Consider the following 14,368-nt stretch of genomic DNA (forward strand, 5'->3'; position numbering starts at 1 on the left):
ATGTTGTGCGACGTGATCACCGCCTAGTCGCCCGCTCAACGAGGGGCTGATGCGTCCTCCCAGCCACCGCCGAGACTGCGAAACAGGAAGACTTGCCGCTGGGCAAGGCGGCGGCCCGCGAGTGTGCCGAGGAGTTCGGTCTCGTAAGCCGTGCGGCGGGCATCGAGCGCGATGAGCGGAGTTGCATCGCCAAGGCTTACGCGCGCTTCGGCTCGGCGTGCGGCGGTCTGCGCGTCAGCCAAAGCGGCTGCAAACGACTGGTTGGCGCGACGTTCGGCATCCGCATCTGCCAGTGCCGTTTCCACTTCGCGCAAGGCCCTGAGCCATGCGGCGTCATATTGGGCGAGCGCGCCTTCCTGATTGGCCTCGGCCAGTGCGATGCGGGCCTTGACGCGGGCAGGATTGATGAACGACCAGCTGATCAGCGGCGTGATGAAGGCATCCAGCGAGCCGCGAATGAGTCCGCCCGATGCGCCGAGCGTGACGCGGGGGTACATCTCGGCTTTCGCAACTTTCACCCGCGCGCCAGCGGCCGCGAGCCGTCGCTCTGCCTCGCGGATATCAGGGCGGCGGGCGAGCAGGCCTGCACCATCGCCAACCGGCAACGGTGCCGTGAATGATGGCGGGCGCTCGCACTGAAACTGGGCGGCCTCGGCAGGCGGGAGAGCCTCCAGATTGGCGAGGAGATAGCGGGCGCGCTGCGCATCGGCTTCGAAGGCGGGCAGGCCAGCTTCCAGCCTGCCTAGCAGTTGACGGGCCTGAGCGAGCTCCAACGGGGACACCTCACCCACCTTGACCTGGCGCGATACGGTATCCGCCAGCGCGCGCTGCGTCGCAATCTGCCGTGTTGCCAAACGGGCGAGTTCCCCGGCCCAGCAAAGATCGAGCCAAGCCCCGACCACATCGGCCGCTACCGCAAGACGCACGCCGTCGCGAGCTGCCGCTGCCGCCTCGGCATCGGCACTGGCGGCTGAGGATTGATTGCGGAGCCGACCGAAAAGATCGGCCTCCCAAACTGCTTCCGCGCCGAGTTCGTAGCTCGATTTGGGCACGCCCGTCGTGCTGGGTTGGTTGGCTCCGCGCGTCGTCGGGCTGGCTCCGCTTTCCAGCACCACGTCCGGCGTGCGGGCTGTGCCTGCCAGCCGGGAATTGGCGCGCGCTGCATCGAGGTTCGCGACCGCCAGGCGCACATCGCGGTTGGCGGCAAGCGCTCGGGCAACGTGTTCATTGAGCGCAGCATCGCCGTAGAGTCGCCACCATTCGGCAGGCAAAGGCGCAGAGTTGGCCGCGCCCACGAACGGTGCGGTGGCGGCAGGCGGCGGTGGGGGCGCTGCGTTCGGCGGCGATTTCGCCATGCATCCTGCCAGCATCAGCGTCATGACCAGTGCGCGCTTCATGCCTGCTGCCCCTTGCCGAAGCGCAGATAAAGTGCGGGCATCCAGATGAGGTTGAGCACGGTCGAGCTCACCAGCCCGCCCAGGATCACGAGTGCCATCGGATACTCGATCTCGTGGCCGGGCACGTTGCCGCGCACCACCAGTGGCAGCAGCGCCAGCGCCGCCGTGCCTGCGGTCATCAGGATCGGCACAAGCCGTTCGGCGGCGCCCCGCTGCACCAGCGCAAGGCCGAAGGGCTGATCCTCCTCGCGCTCCAGATGGCGGAAATGGCTGAGCAGCATGATCCCGTTGCGTGCCGAGATACCCAGCACGGTGACGAAGCCGACCAATGCGCCCATCGAGAGCACCCCGCCTCCCAAAGCCGCTGCCGCGACCCCGCCGACCAGCGCGAAGGGCAGGCTGAGCGCGACGAGCGCGACAATCCGCCCTGAACGGAACTCCAGCCAGACAAGGAACAGAATGCCGACGAGGCAAGCGAGCGAGAGCCAGCCCAACTGCGCTTTCGATTCCTGCAGCGTTTTCCACTCGCCGAGGAATTGGGGGTAGTAACCGGCGGGCATAGGCATGGCTTTGACCTTGCGCTCGACTGCCTGCGCTACGCTGGCGAGATCGGCGCCGTCCTTGATGTTGAGGGTCACATCGATGCGGCGCGAGCCCGCCTCGCGCTTGATTTCGCCCGCCGCCGGAGCCACGCCGACGCGCGCGAGGTCGCCCAAGCGCAACGACGATCCCGCCTGACCAATTGCAGACGGAGGTCCGGGAACGATCAGCCGCCGGAGCGCGCCAAGATCGCTGCGGGCCTCCGGCACGGCCCAGACCGCGACATCGAAGCTCTTCTGATCACGGTAGATTTCGCCGACCCGCGTGCCGCCGATCAGCGTGGCCGCCGTGCGGCGCACATCGCCCGCGGTCACACCGGCGAGCGCCAGCACATCCGGCCTCGGCGCAATCTGGATCTGCGGGATCAGGCTCTGCTGCTCCACTTTCAGGTCCTTGATGCCCTCGGTGCCATCGAGCGCGCCGCGCACCTTTTCGGCAAGGCTGCGAAGCTCGGCCAGATCGGCGCCATAGAGCCGCACCACCACGGTCGCACCCGCGCCAGTCAGCACTTCCTTGATGCGTTCGCGCAAGTACGTCAGCACATCGCGCTGAAGGCCTGGATAGCCGGCGATGGCGGTCTCGATGCGCTTCACTGCCGCGTCATGGTCGGCGGTTTCATCGAGGCTGATCCACAGTTCGGTGAAATTGGGCCCGTAGACTTCATCGCCCTGCTCGGCCCGGCCGATATGCGAGCCGAAGTTGCGCACACCGGGGATCGCGGTGAGTTCCTTGGACGCGCGGATGGTGATGCGATCCATCGCTTCGATGGACGTGCCGGGCTTCTCGACGAAGTGCATCAGGAAATCGGTCTCGCGAAAGTCGGGCAGGAACTGCTGGCGTAGCAGGCCGATGCCCGCGACTGACAGCAGGATGCCGACCGCAACAACGGCGACTGCGATGCCGCTCCGAGGCGCCAACCGTTCGAGAATGCGGGCGTAGCGGGTGCGCAGGCCAATCACCCAGCGCGGTTCGGCGCGTTCGGCTACGCCCGGCAGCAGCATCAGGCACATCGCCGGAGTGACCGTCAAAGCCACCAGAAGCGAGGCCGCGATGGCCGCGATATAGGCTATTGCGAGCGGGCGGAAGAAGCTGCCCGAGACGCCGCCGAGGAAGAACACCGGCAGGAACACCAGCATGACAATGGCGCTGGCAAACACCACCGCGCTGCGCACTTCCAGGCTGGCTGCCAGCACCACGGCGAACGGCGAGCGCGGCTGTTCTCTCGATGGTTCTAGCCGCAGCCGCCTCCCGATGTTCTCGACATCGATGATCGCATCGTCGACGATTTCGCCCAGCGCGATCACCAGCCCGGCGATCACCATGGTGTTCATGCCGACCCCGAATGCAGTCAGGGCCAGCACGGCCCCCACCAGCGAAAGCGGGATCGCGGTCATGCTGATCAGCGCGGTGCGCCAATTGCGCGTGAACAGGATCAGCACCGCCGCCACCAGCAGAACGCCGATGCCCATTGCCTCACCCAGATTGGCCAACGCGCGTTCGATGAAGGTCGCAGGGCGGAAGATGGTGCCGTCGACGTTCATGCCCTTGAGGCCGGGCCGCAGTTCGGCCAGCGCCTTGTCGATGCCGCGCGTCACGTCCAGCGTGTTGGCGCCGAGCTGCTTCTCCACGATCAGCAGCAGGCCGGGGCGGCCATTGATGATCGCATCGCCGATGGGCTGGGCAAAGCCTTCGGTCACCTGCGCCACATCCCCGATGCGCACCGGCGCGCCGCCAATCGTGCGGATCACGGCGCTCGCCAGATCGCTGCCGGTCTTGACGCCGACCACTTGCCGCACGGCCAGCCGCTGGTTGGGGCTATCGACGAAACCGCCGCCTGCAATCACCACCGCATCGCCCGCCGCGCGCTGCACATCGGCCACCGTCACCCCGGCAGCCGCAAGCCGCACAGGATCGACCAGCACCTGCAACTGCCGGTCGCGCGCGCCCCACATCGCGACATTGGCGACGCCGGGCACCGCCATGAGGCGCGGGCGGATCGTCCAGCGCGCCATTTCGGTCATCGTCATCTGGTCGAGTTTGTCGGACCACAAGCCGATTTTCATCGCGCGGCTGGTGGCCGAAAGCGGCGCGAGCATAACCGGCGGGCGCACCGCTGCGGGCAGGCGCGGGATGACCGTTGCCAACCGTTCCTGCACCATCTGGCGCGTGCGCACAGGATCGGCGGCGCGGTCCATCACCAGCACCACCGATGACAGGCCCAGCACCGATTTGGAGCGCAGCGTGGCAAGACCCGGCACGCCGTTCACCGCCGTTTCGATGGGCACCGTGACCAGCGCCTCCACGTCCTCGGTCGCCAGCCCCGGGGCTTCGGTCTGCACCTCGACGATAGGCGGCGCGAACTCAGGGAAGACATCGAACTTGGCGCTCATGGCGGAGCGCACGCCCAGCGCCGTCAGCACCGCCGCCAATGCCAGCACCAGCGCGCGCTGGCGCAGCGACGATCCGATCAGCGCGGCCAGCATCACTTGGTGCCGAACTCGGTGCCGAACAGTTCCGCAGCCCCGGCCGTCACGACCCGAACGCCACAAGCGAGGCCCCGCGCCAGCATGGCCCGCCCGCCCACGATGCGGGCAACTTCCACCCGCCGACGTTCAAACTGGCGCGGCGCGGTCTCGACATAGACCCATTCGCCGCCGTTGATGTCGGTAAGAATCGCAGAGGCGGGCACATCCAGCGCAGCCGCTCCGGAACCAGTCTGCTCGGGCAGATCGACGAGCACCCGTTCGCCCACCCTGAAGTCGGCCCGCATTGCCGGAGCATAGTAGAGATCAACGGTGGCCGCTCCCGGTGTTGCTGTGGCCGGCCCGCGCACGGGCCTTGCCATGATGCCGCCAGTGCCGCCCACCGGCCTGACGGAAGCGGAGGCCCCGCGATCAAGCCGCCCTAGATCAGCAGCGGGCACTTGCGCGCGCACCCATAGCGCCCCGCTATCGGCCATGGCTGCAACTGCTGGCCCCAGCGCCCGCCTCTGCCCGGCCGCGCCGGCGAGCGCGGCCTTGGCAGCGGCGACCTGCTGGGTCGCCTCATCGCGTGCCCGGATGCTGCCTGCTTCCGCTTCCACAAGGCCGCTGGCGCGCCGCAAATTGGCCTCGGCCAGCTTCAGATCGGCCATCGCGCGCTGCGCATCGGCATCGGCGCGCGCCTGCAATCCAGCCAGCGCTGCCAGATCGGTTCCGGCTGCCACGGGCAGACCGCCGCCACGCGGCGCGGCAACGATCTCCCCGGGCACGGAGCGGCCAAAGGAATTTGCTTGGGCACCGCCCACCACTTCGGTTTCCAGGCCAAGCCGCTGCGCCGCGTCCGCGGTCAGCGTCAGGCGCATGAGTTCGGTTTCATGGCCGATCGCGTCCACTTTGGCGGGCGGCTTTGTTTTGTCCGCAGGGGCGGCCCCGCACGCCGATATGCCGCAGGCAAGTATGAACGCAGACAGCGAAGCGTGTGGACGAAGTGGCATCTACGCCACCTAGCAAACAAGACTGACATGACACTGACGTGCTGGGCGCGGTCCCCATCAACTGGTATCGCTGCGCCCATGCATATCCTGCTGATCGAAGATGAAACGGATCTGCGCGTGATGGCCGCAGAGGGCTTAAGGCGACGCGGCTTCGTCGTCGATGCGGCCGGTTCGCTCGCCGCCGCCCGCGATTGTCTCGGCGTCGTGCGACTCGATGCAGCCATCGTCGATCGCCGCCTGCCCGATGGCGAGGGACTATCCCTGCTCCCGGAACTGGCTCGGCACGGTGTGCCATCCTTGGTCGCCACGGCCTATGGCGATGTCGAGGACCGCATTGCCGGCCTTGATGCCGGCGCTGACGACTACATCGTGAAGCCGTATGATCTCGATGAAGTGGCCGCGCGGCTGCGCGCGCTGCTGCGCCGCCCCGGTCAGCGCGTGCCCCCGGTTCTGGTGCACGGCCTGTTGCGGCTGGACCCAGCCAGCAGGCAGGCCTGGCTTCGCGATGTACCACTCGATCTTGGACGACGCGAGTTCGCCCTCCTCCAGCTCCTTATGGAATCCGCGCCCAATGTCGCCGTGCGCGATATGGTGCAGGACCGGCTCTACACGCTTGATGAAGCGGTGAGCCCGAACGCGCTGGAGGCTATCGTCTCACGGCTGCGTCGGCGGCTTGCGGCTGGTGGCTGTGGGATCGAAAGCCGGCGCGGCATCGGCTGGCGCCTGGTGCTCGAGACGATGGCATGATGGCCTCGCTCAGGAGCCGCATCGGTCTCTCCATCGCGGCCATTATCTTCGTGGCGGCCTTGGCTATACTCGGTTTCGTTGCCCTTGAATTGAAGGAACTTGAGCAGGGCGGAAACCTCGACCCAGCTCATGTCGAATATGCAGAACTTCTGCTCGTGCTTCTGCCGTTCGCAGTGGTTGCTCCGCTGGTGGGCGTGCTGGTGGCCGGCTGGAGCCTCAAGCCGCTCTCCACTGCCGTTTCCGCATTGCAAGAGATTGGGCCTGACCAACCGAACATGAGACTTTGCGAGGAAGGACTGCCGAAGGAAATCCAGCCCTTCGTAGCCGCGACAAACCAGGCACTCGATCGCCTCACCGGGGCCTATCTGAACGAGCGACGATTAGCGGCCGACGCAGCCCATGCGCTTCGCACGCCAATGGCGCTTGCGAAGTTGCGGATAGACCAGTGGCAAGACGGTGCCAGCATCGATGTGGCGGGTCTGGCAACCGATCTGGACCGTATGCAACGGTCCATCGCTCAGGTGCTCGCCATGGCCCGGCTGGATACACCTGGCCAGCCTGATGATTGCAGGCCGCTCGTCGATGCGTCCCGTCTGGCCCGGCAGATTGCCGCCGAGTTTCTGCCACTTGCAGACAAGATGGGACGCGCAATCATCGTCGATGCTGAGTTCGGGGCTCCGGTCAATGTGACGGACCTCGATGAGGCTTTGCGCAATCTCGTCAGCAATGCGCTGCACCATGGGCAGGGAACCGTTTCTTTGTCGGTGTCTGCGACTGGCGAGGAGATTGTCATCACCGTGCAGGATGAAGGGACCGGTGTCCCGGAAGTCGAGCGCATCCGCATGCTCAGCCGCTTCGCCAAAGGAGAGCACTCTCCGGGCTCAGGTCTTGGGCTAGCCATCGCTGCAGCGGTGATGGAACGCTCTGGCGGGCGCCTCACTTGGCCGATGCCGTCAACACTGCAGTTGCATATGTCGGGATGCTCGCTCGCAGCTAAAGGGGATGGCTAGGGTGAGTGACTATAGCCTGCGACGCTTTGCAATCGGATTGCTGCAGCGCGCCCGATAGTCGGCTTCTCCACGCGGCGGCAGGAAGTGCTCGAAGCACGACGTGGCAGCGGGCTTGAGGCAGGTGTGATCGCCACGCTGGCGACGCGCTCGGCGAAGGAACAGGGCATCGATCGCGATGCCTTGCTCGAGCAATGGCAAGAGCGTGCCTGGGGGCTTGGTCTCGACCTCGTCGGCATAGTCCGTGATGCACGGGAGCGGTCGAATGCGATGGTCATCGCCGACCGAAAGGCGTCCCAAGATCGTCCCTCGATCGCGCAGCGTGGCAAGGTCATGGTGCTCGAACTGGCGGAACGTCTGGGGATCAGGGAAGGGGACCCTCTGGTCCCCGCGCGCATCCATCTGCGGCCTGCGCAGGAGATCGCCGCTGCCCATGCTGTTGCCTCAGCTGTGCGGCATCTCTCGGAGCGGGAAGAAGCCTTCAAAGCGACCGATCTCGCCAAGGCTGCGCTTGATCTTGGCCTGCCGACAACCATGCCGCTGATCGAGAAACGCATCGGTCAGCTGGCTGATCAGGGCGCACTCAGTAAGGGGCGCGGTGCCATGCAGGGCTGGCTCACCACCACCGACGCCGTCGCGCTGGAAAGCCGCATGCTCGCCGAGATCGAGAAGGGCAAAGGCGGCGCCACTCCGATCATCGAGATGGCTGAAGCGGGCCCTCAGCTGCAGGCCTCGGCCAGTCTGAACTTCGGGATGAGGCTTAATGCCGGGCAGGAAGCGGCGGGGCGGATCATCCTGTCATCGACGAACCGCATTGTTGCCGTGCAGGGCGTGGCGGGTGTCGGCAAATCCAGTCTGCTCCGCCCCACCGCCCAGATCCTTGCCGAGCATGGCAAGCGCGTGATCGGGCTTGGCGTGCAGAATACGCTGGTGCGCATGCTGGAGCGGGATACCGGGATCCCGTCGATGACTGTGCACCGGTTCCTGGGGCAGCACCGGACATTGCTTGACGGCACTCCGGGCAAAGCGGGAATGGCCGAAGCGCGGGCCGCGTATCGGGATGCCGTGCTGGTGCTCGATGAGGCCTCGATGGTCTCGATCCGCGATCAGGATAGATTTGCCAGGCTTGCCAATCTGCTCGAGGTCGACCGCCTCGTTCTGATGGGTGATCCCACGCAGCTTGGTGCGGTCGAGGCGGGTAAGCCCTTTGCGCTGGCGCTTGCAGCCGGCACTGAGACGGCGCGGATGGAGACAAACCTCCGCGCGCGATCCGAGATGCTGAAGCTTGCCCAGGCCGCGGCGCAGCAGGGGCGCACCGGCGAGGTGATGGAGCATCTTAAGGGTCACATCGTCGAGGTTGGCGAAGACAGCGCCATCGTCGCGGCAGAGCGCTGGCTGACGCTTCCTCCTGCCGAGCGGGAGCGAACGGGAATCTATGTCTCCGGGCGCCAGCTGCGCGACGAGGTCAACGCGGCCGTGCAGACCGGGCTCGCCGCAAATGGCGAAATCGGGCCAGACAATATGACCCTCACCGTGCTCTCACGCGTCAACGCGACGCGCGAGGAGCTACGGCACGCGCGGACCTACGCGCCGGGCATGGTGCTGGAGGTGGCCACGCGGCAGTCCCGGCATAACCTGGCAAAGGGGCGCTATGATGTTCTGAAGGTGGATGCCGCCAAGGTTACAGTCGAGCTGAGGGACAACGGTGGCCATCTGCGAACGTTTCTGCCGTCTCGCATGGGGGCTAAGGGGGACAATCAGGCACTCCAGCTTCACGAGCGGAAGGTGCTGACGGTCTACACCCGCGATACGATCCGCTGGACCGCCAACGACCATCAGCGCGGTCTGATCAATGCCGACCGGGCAACGATTACTGCGATTGCGGACAACGGCCTGACGGTGCGGACATCGACCGGGATGGACCAGAAGCTCGAGGCGGGCGATCCGATGCTGGCGCGGATCGATCTGGACTACGCGCTCAACGCCCACATGGCGCAGGGGCTGACTTCCGACAAAGGCATCGCCGTCATGGACAGCCGCACCCGCAAGCTGCTCTCGGCGCGCAACTTCCTCGTCACCATTACCCGTCTGCGCGATGAGCTCACCCTGATCGTCGACAATCGTGACAAGGTCGAGATGGGGATCGGCCGCAATCCGGGTGACAAGACCTCAGCGCTTGAGGTGACGGAGCGGCTAGGCGCCGCAGCCGCGAAGGGGCTGACGGCAGGTAAGCCTCAGGAAATTACCCGGCCGCAAGATGTCGAGAGCAAGCGCGAGCTTGAGCGCACGATCACCAAGGTGGTGCCGTTCGAGATGGGGATTTGAGATTGGAACTACGCTGGACTAAGAGATGAACGCGGTGCTGCTGAAATGACCCAAGGAGGCAGGCTTCGAAACGACTGAAGTCAGATTCAGCAGAGACCACCTCGTCGTTCAGGCTGGCTGTCTAAAATGGCTCCATTCGTCGTTGAAAAGCGCCATTTCGACGAATATTGGAATCGAACCCGGTATAGATTTCAACTTGGTGGTATTTTTGATGGAAAATGGTAGCATCAGTTTATAATTTAATCTCTATTTTTATTATAGTTATATCTATTGAGTGACTCCGTCCCCGGCACCACTGCCGCTATTCATCCATTTAAACTGTCAGTGTTTTCTTGATGGTTGGAAGCTTGCCCTCCTCCAGATTTGAAAGTGCACGGCCGGCGAGGAGGCGCATGACGGCCTTGTGCGATCAAGGCCTAGGCCGCGCCTACCAGGCGAAGGTCATGCCGACCCGTCCTCCGCTCGAACCTTTGACTGTTGATCCGGCCACACCCGCATTGAAATAGACGTGGTCGCTGGCCTTGACCACGGCGGAACCTGAAAAGCCCTGCTGGCCCCGGTAGGTGGCGAGGTTGAACGAAACGGCGAACCTGGCATCGGCGGGCATCAGCGTGCCGCCCATCGCCATCGCCGCAGCGATGCCGCCATTGGCGTCGCGGCGATTCGTCTCAACCTGATTGCCCAGTCGGCCGAGCCCGGATTCGAGCGCGGTCAGGCGTGCGCCTTGGGCTGCGGTAACTGCCTCGATTGCGGTCGCCCGCGCGTCTTGCGCTGCATCCCTGGCCTGGATTGCGGCGATCTGGGTCGAATGGACGGTACTGGCGGCTTCCACGCTGGCGATCTTGGCATCCTGCACGACGTTTTGCGCCAGCGCGGTGTTGGCATCGGCGGCGGCAGCATCGGCGCTCGCCTTCGCCGCGGCCGCGTTTGTCAGCGCGGTGTTTGCTGTGGTTTGCGCGGCAGCTGTCGCGGCCGCGTTGCCAGTGGCTGCCACGGCCTTGAGCTGCGCGAAATTGACCGCGTCGGTGTCCTGTGTGCCCGCAGCAACATTGGTGATCTGGCGCTGCAATGCGGCACTGCCGACCGAGACGGAGTTGGCGCGATCCGCGCTTGAGCCATAGCCTATCGCGACAGAATCGGCGGCGCTGGCGGTGGCCGTTGCGCCCAGCGCGAGGCTGCGGTCGCCGCTGGCAGCGCTCGATTGGCCAATGGCGATGTTGCCCGCTTTGCTGGCATTGGCCTGATCGCCGATCGCAAGGGCGGAATCGCCATCGGCAATGCTCAGGTTGCCCAGCGCCACGGCGGCGGTTCCGGTGGCCGTATTGTCGGCACCGATGGCGACCGCGCCGGTGCCCGTGGCGATGTTTGGATCGCCGATGGCCACCGCACCGTTGCCATTGGCCTGATTGAGATAGCCAAGCGCAACAGCTTTGCCCTTGGCGATCGAGCCCTGGCCGAAGTTGAGATTTGCTCCACCATTCATGTGGTCGATAATGTTATCGATCCTGAAATCGGTGCTGGATTGCACAGCACGCAATTGCCCCATGTTAACAGCATCATAGTCGTTAAATCCATCGCCGACGTGGGTGAGCGTTCGGTTGACGGAGTCACTGCCGAAGGAAACCGTGTAGTCCTCGTCTGCGACAGAGTAAGCGCCAATCGCCACGCTCCCGATCGCGGTCGCCTTCGCAAATCTGCCAAAAGACGAACTGGCCCCTCCGCTGGCAATCGCTTCCCCGCCGACGGCTGTGGAGAATTCGTCGGTTGCCTCGCTGAAAGCACCCAGCGCGACATTCCGAAAGCTGGTGGCCTTGCTCGCGCGACCGATCGCGATGGACTCTTGATTAGTGGCTTGCGCAGCCCAGCCCATGGCAATTGCCGACGTATCGAGCGCCTTTGATTCATAGCCGAATGCAACTGAGCCAGAGCCGACTGCCTTGTTGCTTTCACCGATTGCGGCACTACCAAACCCGTTCACCGAATTTGAACTGCCAATCGCAACGCCAAAAGTGCTTGCGTTCGTATCCCCAATCGCCACCCCGCGGTTCTTGCTGCTCAGCGTGTTGCCGACGCCGGCCGAAACAACGTAACCGACCGTTACCTTGCCGCCGTCGCTAGACGTGACCCGGGCATCGAGCTGGCCAAGGTTGACCGCATCGGTTGCCGAAGTGCCGGCGGCAACGTTCACCAGCGCACGTTCCGCGCCGCTCGTGCCGACTGAGACGACATTGTTGCGGCCCGTCGTCGATCCATTGCCGAGCGCAACGCTGTTCGTGCCTGAGACGATGGTACCATTGCCGAGCGCCATGCTGTTGGCACTGTTGGCAGCGGCATTCACGCCCAGCGCCAGCGCATTGTTGCCCGCTCCCTTGGCGCCAGCGCCAATCGCGGTGGAAAGCAGGCCCGAAGCCTTGGCGGAAGCACCGAGGGCGAGCGCCTTGTCCTGAGTGGTTTCGCTGCCGTCGCCGATGGCGATGCTCGCTTCTCCAGTGGCGACAGCGCCCGTGCCGACCGCGACCGCCTGCTTACTGGTGGCCGCGCTGAAAGCACCGACTGCTACCGCGTCGTCGGCCATAGCATCGGCATCCGTGCCGAGCGCCGTGCTGTAGGCCCCCGTCGCGCGGCTGTTGTTGCCAAGGCTGGCGGCCCCTTCTGCGCTTGAAAAAGCGGCATTGCCGACGGCCGTGCTGATCAGTCCGGAGGCCGTGCTGGCCGCACCGAAGGCGGATGCGCCATTTGCTGTCGCCCGGCTGTCCACGCCATAGGCGCTCGAGGAAGCGCTGCTGGCCGTGCTGCCCTGACCGGTGGAAGTCGCGCTTTCGCCCGCTACTGCGCCTTGCCCCAGCGCCGTGCTGCGATAGCCATCGGCCGCCGCGCCCTGGCCCACAGCGGTGGAAAGCCCGGCGGTGTCCGAGGGGCCGCCATCGCTCTTGGCAACCGCGCCTTCGCCGATGGCAGTGCTGTTTTCGCCCAGCGCCTGCGCGCCTTTGCCAACGGCGGTGGACTTGACCTCGCGCGCCTTGCTGAACGCGCCGAACGCGCTGCTATCTGCGCCTTCCGCCACGCTTTCCGCGCCCGTGGTCGTGCTGTTCAGCCCGTTTGCCGCGCTGAACGCGCCGATGGCGGTCGAATAGTCCTGCGCGGCGTTGCCGTAGGCGCCCAAGGCCGTCGCCTCAGTGCCCGATGCGCTGCCGTTGACGCCTACGACTGTCGCCAGCCCGCTGGACGCCGCAGCGCCGGAGCCGACCGCAATCGTCTGATCTCCGGTGGCGCTCGCACCGCTGCCCAGCGCTGACGATTCCGTGCCGGTCGCCTCGCTATTGGCACCAATGGCGGTGGTATCCGCGTTGAAGGCGTGGGCCGAGTGGCCGATTGCCGTCGCCTGCGTGGGCACGGGTGCGGGCGGTGTGGTGCTGACGCTCGCTCCCGTTCCGCAGACGAGGGTCTGGAGATCCGCATTGGCTGCGCAGACTCCGCTTGCCGGCGGCGGTGATGTGCCCACGACCTGACCTTGCGCCGCGCCGGCCACGCCAAGGATCGCGGCCATGCTGGCGCTCGACAGGAGAAGGGTTCGCGAAAAACGATTGGTGCGGTTCATGACACAAGATCCCCCGGTTCTTGGCCGCCGCGCCTTGTTGTCTTCAGCCGGGGCCGGTGCTCATCACTTCCGGGGACAGTCTATCGCTGGCCAAGGGGAGTTCTCCTCAGCCTGCGCCAATCATTGCTCATTCTCCGCCATGGGCATTTTTCGGAAGGGATCAGCCTTCGCCCTGTCGCCATTCGCGCGGGGTCAGGCCGAAGGCCTGCTGGAACTGGCGGTTGAAGGTCGCCAGCGAGTCAAACCCGTTGGCATAGGCAATCGTCGAGATCAGCTGTCCGGCTGCTGCAGGATCACGCAGTGCGCGCTTGCATTTGTTGAGCCGGGTGCGGCGCAGGCACGTCGTGAAGCTGTCGCCGTGCAGTTCAAATGCGCGCTGCAGTGTCCGCTCCGACAAGCGCATGTTCTCTGCCACTATGGCTGCCGACAACGCTGGATTGCTGGAATGACGATCGATCAGCTTGCGCGCCAGATTGAACCGCCCGCGTTCGACAGCGGTCGAGATCGGCTCACCATTGCCGTCCACCGCGCCATAGGCGGCAGCGACCAGCCCGTAGAAGGCATTGAGCGCCATGTCGGCGGCAAAGCTGTCCAGCCCGGGCAATTCGCTTGCCAGTGTTCCGAGATAGGCTGTGAGCAGACGCGCCGCGCCGCCTTCTCCGGAGACTTTGCGGGTGGGCACATAATCGGGCAGTTTCCCGCCGATGCTGGCGAGATGGCGCTTGTGAAAGCGGTACAGCCGCGTGCGTGAGGGCAATTGATCGAGCGGCTTCAGCCGGGAGGGCAGCACCGGATGATAGATATACATGTCACCCGGCGAGAGGTGAATGTCGTCAACCGTGTCGAACAGCGCGACTTCGCGCGATTCCAGTTGCTGATAGACCCACAGGTAATTGTCATCGACGTGGCTGACAAAATTCTTGCTCTGGATTGTTTCGTGCGCAGTCGATCGGCTCTCGACGATTTCGAAATCGCCATAGTGGCGCATGACCATCGAGCCGGAAAAGCGCAACCGGTCATCCCGTTGCAGACTAAGATCAGCCTCCTGGAAGTTGTTGCCGACCAGATCCCGCCAGAAAGGATACCGGTCCTGCGGCCGCAATACGTCGGTAGAAAACTCGATCACACGCTGTTCGGTTGCCCGCCCCAATCCCCGATTCTGAAGATATCAAGCGCCCCCATGAGTGTCAATCATTGCGGAAAGTTACCATGAATCATT

The 14,368-nt window shown here is 64.9% G+C and carries 8 protein-coding genes; 3 read left to right on the plus strand and 5 right to left on the minus strand.

All coding sequences use genetic code 11. From position 1 onward, the window contains the following. Positions 1–35: 35 nt before the first annotated feature. Genes ACODS2_RS04075 through ACODS2_RS04085 form a run of 3 tightly spaced genes read right to left on the minus strand, consistent with a single transcriptional unit; the run spans position 36 to position 5,370 of the window. Positions 36–1,397: a TolC family protein gene (locus ACODS2_RS04075; RefSeq protein ID WP_488997673.1), complete on the minus strand. Its 1,362-nt coding sequence runs from the start codon at positions 1,395–1,397 to the stop codon at positions 36–38. Further along, the gene (locus ACODS2_RS04080; RefSeq protein WP_488997674.1) at positions 1,394–4,480 is read right to left on the minus strand and encodes an efflux RND transporter permease subunit; all 3,087 of its coding nucleotides are present in this window, start codon (positions 4,478–4,480) and stop codon (positions 1,394–1,396) included. The genes ACODS2_RS04075 and ACODS2_RS04080 overlap by 4 nt, the downstream gene beginning before the upstream one ends. Continuing rightward, entirely contained in the window at positions 4,480–5,370 is an 891-nt protein-coding gene (locus ACODS2_RS04085) for an efflux RND transporter periplasmic adaptor subunit (RefSeq protein ID WP_488997675.1), read from the minus strand. The genes ACODS2_RS04080 and ACODS2_RS04085 overlap by 1 nt, the downstream gene beginning before the upstream one ends. 180 nt (positions 5,371–5,550) lie before the next feature. Between ACODS2_RS04085 and ACODS2_RS04090 the strand changes: the two genes are divergently transcribed. The 3 genes from ACODS2_RS04090 to ACODS2_RS04100 all read left to right on the plus strand — a co-directional run bounded on the left by ACODS2_RS04090 (position 5,551) and on the right by ACODS2_RS04100 (position 9,551). Beyond that, positions 5,551–6,219 carry a response regulator gene (locus ACODS2_RS04090; RefSeq protein WP_488997676.1) on the plus strand — a complete coding sequence of 223 codons (669 nt, stop codon included), beginning with the start codon at positions 5,551–5,553 and terminating at the stop codon, positions 6,217–6,219. Then, the gene (locus ACODS2_RS04095) at positions 6,216–7,229 is read left to right on the plus strand and encodes a sensor histidine kinase (RefSeq protein WP_488997677.1); all 1,014 of its coding nucleotides are present in this window, start codon (positions 6,216–6,218) and stop codon (positions 7,227–7,229) included. The genes ACODS2_RS04090 and ACODS2_RS04095 overlap by 4 nt, the downstream gene beginning before the upstream one ends. 84 nt (positions 7,230–7,313) lie before the next feature. Continuing rightward, positions 7,314–9,551, plus strand: a complete 2,238-nt coding sequence (locus ACODS2_RS04100; protein WP_488997678.1) for an AAA family ATPase — start codon at positions 7,314–7,316, stop codon at positions 9,549–9,551. A gap of 427 nt (positions 9,552–9,978) precedes the next feature. On the opposite strand, the gene ACODS2_RS04105 is transcribed toward ACODS2_RS04100, so the two are convergent. Continuing rightward, positions 9,979–13,149: a hypothetical protein gene (locus tag ACODS2_RS04105; RefSeq protein WP_488997679.1), complete on the minus strand. Its 3,171-nt coding sequence runs from the start codon at positions 13,147–13,149 to the stop codon at positions 9,979–9,981. A 160-nt stretch (positions 13,150–13,309) separates the two neighbouring features. After that, a complete protein-coding gene (locus tag ACODS2_RS04110; RefSeq protein ID WP_488997680.1) occupies positions 13,310–14,275 on the minus strand; it encodes a helix-turn-helix domain-containing protein in 966 nt (321 codons plus the stop codon). Positions 14,276–14,368 lie beyond the last annotated feature (93 nt).

The organism is Novosphingobium sp. FG137 (assembly GCF_057809735.1).

Bases quoted from the DNA above. Each gene is read 5' to 3' on its own strand.
- ACODS2_RS04080 (WP_488997674.1), bottom strand. From the start codon at position 4,480: ATGCTGGCCGCGCTGATCGGATCGTCGCTGCGCCAGCGCGCGCTGGTG.
- ACODS2_RS04075 (WP_488997673.1), bottom strand. From the start codon at position 1,397: ATGAAGCGCGCACTGGTCATGACGCTGATGCTGGCAGGATGCATGGCG.
- ACODS2_RS04095 (WP_488997677.1), top strand. From the start codon at position 6,216: ATGATGGCCTCGCTCAGGAGCCGCATCGGTCTCTCCATCGCGGCCATT.
- ACODS2_RS04105 (WP_488997679.1), bottom strand. From the start codon at position 13,149: ATGAACCGCACCAATCGTTTTTCGCGAACCCTTCTCCTGTCGAGCGCC.
- ACODS2_RS04090 (WP_488997676.1), top strand. From the start codon at position 5,551: ATGCATATCCTGCTGATCGAAGATGAAACGGATCTGCGCGTGATGGCC.